This is a genomic window from Streptomyces sp. GbtcB7 (assembly GCF_019091445.1).
Lineage (GTDB): Bacteria > Actinomycetota > Actinomycetes > Streptomycetales > Streptomycetaceae > Streptomyces > Streptomyces mirabilis.
This window is the reverse complement of sequence record NZ_JAGXJM010000107.1, coordinates 1-2,927: the sequence shown is the minus strand read 5'-3', so window position 1 is coordinate 2,927 and position 2,927 is coordinate 1. Positions and strand designations below refer to the sequence as shown.

Below are 2,927 nucleotides of genomic sequence, written 5' to 3'. Positions count from 1 at the left end.
GACGGCAGCACCGAGGACGAGGTGACCAGATTGCTCGGCCTCGGCGCCACCACGACGGATGTGGGCCAGGGCTCAGACCGAAACTGGGTGGTCATGGCAGACCCCGAGGGCAACGAGTTCGACGTCCTGCGCACCCTGGCACCGCAGAACTAGGCCGCGAGCGGGCACCCGCACCCCGTCACACACCGCAACTATCACGTTGCCGAGAAGACCTCGCTGTTCGCGGCAGCACGGTCACCGGATTTGGTTGGAGTTTGGGTGTTGGGTTTTCTGTCAGCTGGCTAGAAGAGGCGGGTGCGCATGTGCTGCGTGAGGTTCTCGAGGATTTCGCGCAGCCACGGGCTGCGGACGGCCGACAGCCGGACCAGGGTGTGCTGGAAGGCTCTCGGGTCGGCCCGGAACAGGTGATGGGGGTGCGGCGCGGGCGGGTCGTCGCGGAGGACGCTGTCGGGCATGCCGCCCGACGCGGGGACGGGCAGGTGCGGCTCGGGGAAGGCCAACCACAGCCACACCCCGAACGGCAGCGGCACCGAGTATGCCGAGGCCGCCTGGTTGGCCGGGGTCCAGGTCTCCCCCGTCTGCGGATGGGCCGGCACGAGGAGGATGTCGGCGTCCGCGTCGGGGGCGGGCCGTCCCGGTCCGGCCAGGACGGCGCGCCGCGCCGGCGGACCCGTGGGCAGCAGGGCGTCGAGGGCGCGTTGGAACACTTCCGCGATCAGGCCGTCCGGGACGGTCACTGGCCGGCCTTCCGAGGCCGCCAGCAGGTGGGCGAGCGCCTGGCCGACTGCGGCCTCCCACTGCGGGCTCCATGACCACCAGTGGTTCAGCCCCAGCCGCGATCCCCACGTGGCGATGATGGGCTCGAACGGGGGCGTGCCCTTCCCCTCTGTCGCCAGCTCCGCCCAGGAGAGTGGTGCGGTGGCGTCGGCGTTGTCGACTGGGCGGCGGTGCACGGCGTTTGGGGCGAGCCACACCGCCTGCCAGAGCGAGCAGTCGTCGATCCTGCTCGCCACGGACAGGCCGCACGTCTCGCAGGCCATGTTGGGGCCGTCGGCCCCGTCGAGGCCGCAGCAGTAGCCGCCGCCTTTCTCCGGGATCAGCAGGGTGCCGCTGGTATCTCCGGGTGCGATGACGATCGCGCCGGGCGCGCCGTCGGACAGGGCGTAGACCGGCGCGTAGATGCCGCGGGCCGCCGCCTGGTCCGGGTCGATCTCCTCCCACGTCCGCCACGGCGGCCCCCAGGGCTCCGGGTCCACGGCGAACGTGCCGGACTCCATGAGCACCGGGACCGGGAGCTGGATCCCGTTCCCGTACTTCTGATGGGCATGGGACGGCAGGGCGACCTGGGACAGCGGGGTGGTCAGTCTGGCGCCGCACCCCGCACACACGAATACGAACAAATGTCCTCCGCCTGGGAAACAGGGGGTATCGTCGCAGCTTGGCGGCGGCCGGCCAACGTGTTTTTCGTCCGCTGCGGGGCCGGAGCGCCGCCACAGCGTGGAGCATCAGCTGATCTCCTCATCGACCTTCGCCTACAGTGAAGAGGCAACTGGTAGACACTCGTTGGCATGGTGGAAACGAGGTCGGCATTCCGATGCGGGTAGCGGTCGAGCATCCCGATATGTCACAGGGCGCACGCTTGGCTGCCTACAGCGCTGTCTCCACATCCCTGGCCCTGCGAAGTGATCACCGGCTGGGCGAGCTTGTGGATGCCGCCGTGCCGCTTGGTTCCGGTATCGGCGGGAGGTCTGCCCTGCTGGAGGTTGACGGGAAGCCGGTCTTCGTGAAGCGGGTGCCGCTCACGGATATGGAGCGGCTGCCGGAGCATGCACGGTCCACGGCCAACCTGTTCGGGCTTCCCACCTTCTGCCAGTACGGCGTCGGCGGGCCTGGTTTCGGAGCGTGGCGGGAGCTCGCCGTTCACACCATGACGACGAACTGGGTGCTCGGAGGGCAGTACCAAGGGTTCCCGCTGATGTACCACTGGCGCGTGCTGCCGGACACGGCCGCGCTTCCGCAGGAACTCGCGGACGTGGAGCGGGCCGTGGCCTATTGGGGAGGCCGGCCGGAGGTACGCCGTCGTATCGAGGCCCTGCAGCGGTCCTCTGCGAGCCTCGCACTGTTCCTGGAGTACATTCCGCAGACCCTGCACGAGTGGTTCACCGAGCAGGTACAGGCTGGTGAAGAGTCTGCTGACCGGGCTTGCTCCCTGGTGGAGGGCGAGCTGGAGGCCGGCACGTCCTTCATGAACGCTCGCGGGCTCCTGCACTTCGACGCCCATTTTCAGAACATCCTGACCGACGGCCGACGCCTTTACTTCGCCGACTATGGCCTCGCCCTCTCCTCCCGATTTGATCTGTCACCGTCCGAGACCAGTTTCTTCGAACTGCACCGGACCTACGATCGCTGTTACACACGCAGCTGGCTGGTGAACTGGCTGATCACGGCTCTATACGGATACGAGCGGAAAGAACGCGTGGCGCTTATTCGCGCATGTGCGGAAGGGGAAGACCCGCCGGACGGGCCGCAAGAGGCCAGGGCGATCCTGTCTCGTCATGCACCGCTCGCCGTAGTGCTGACGGACTTCTACGTCAAGATCCAGGACGAGAGCAGGGAAACCCCGTACCCGTTGAAGGCTCTCCGCGGGGCCCTCTCGTCCGCTGGTCTCGGGATTCTCCGGCGACCCCAGCGGGCCTAGGCGGGGTTAGCCATCCGATTGGTTTTCGACGCGGGGGACCTGATTGGGGCCGGGATGATCGACGCCGGGCACCATGGGGTTCTCGTAGCCGAATTCCACCTTGCCGAAGGAGTCGTTGGTGAGGGACGGGGGGTCGTTGTCGGCGATGATCAGGTGGAGGCGTTCGCCGTACGCGTCAGCCAGCGTCCTGAAGCGGCTGTAGATATCGGCCGCGCGTTGCCGGTCGGAG

3 protein-coding genes and 1 pseudogene are annotated in these 2,927 nt (G+C 68.0%); 2 read left to right on the top strand and 2 right to left on the bottom strand.

Annotated elements, in window-relative coordinates; all coding sequences use genetic code 11:
* On the top strand, nucleotides 1–153 hold a 153-nt coding region (locus KVT44_RS55350), incomplete at its 5' end, for a VOC family protein (protein ID WP_302832269.1).
* Nucleotides 154–281: 128 nt separating this feature from the next.
* Here KVT44_RS55350 and KVT44_RS55345 read toward each other — a convergent pair.
* Nucleotides 282–1,400, bottom strand: a complete 1,119-nt coding sequence (locus KVT44_RS55345; RefSeq protein ID WP_217576810.1) for a hypothetical protein — start codon at nucleotides 1,398–1,400, stop codon at nucleotides 282–284.
* Nucleotides 1,401–1,594: 194 nt separating this feature from the next.
* On the opposite strand from KVT44_RS55345, the gene KVT44_RS55340 reads away from it, so the two are divergent.
* The gene (locus KVT44_RS55340; protein ID WP_254651229.1) at nucleotides 1,595–2,698 is read left to right on the top strand and encodes a protein kinase family protein; all 1,104 of its coding nucleotides are present in this window, start codon (nucleotides 1,595–1,597) and stop codon (nucleotides 2,696–2,698) included.
* A 6-nt stretch (nucleotides 2,699–2,704) separates the two neighbouring features.
* Here the strand turns inward: KVT44_RS55340 and KVT44_RS55335 are convergent.
* Nucleotides 2,705–2,927 (bottom strand): annotated as a pseudogene (locus KVT44_RS55335) (hypothetical protein); the annotation flags it as partial.

Coding starts and splice junctions, on each gene's coding strand:
- KVT44_RS55340 (WP_254651229.1), top strand. CDS start 1,595: ATGCGGGTAGCGGTCGAGCATCCCGATATGTCACAGGGCGCACGCTTG.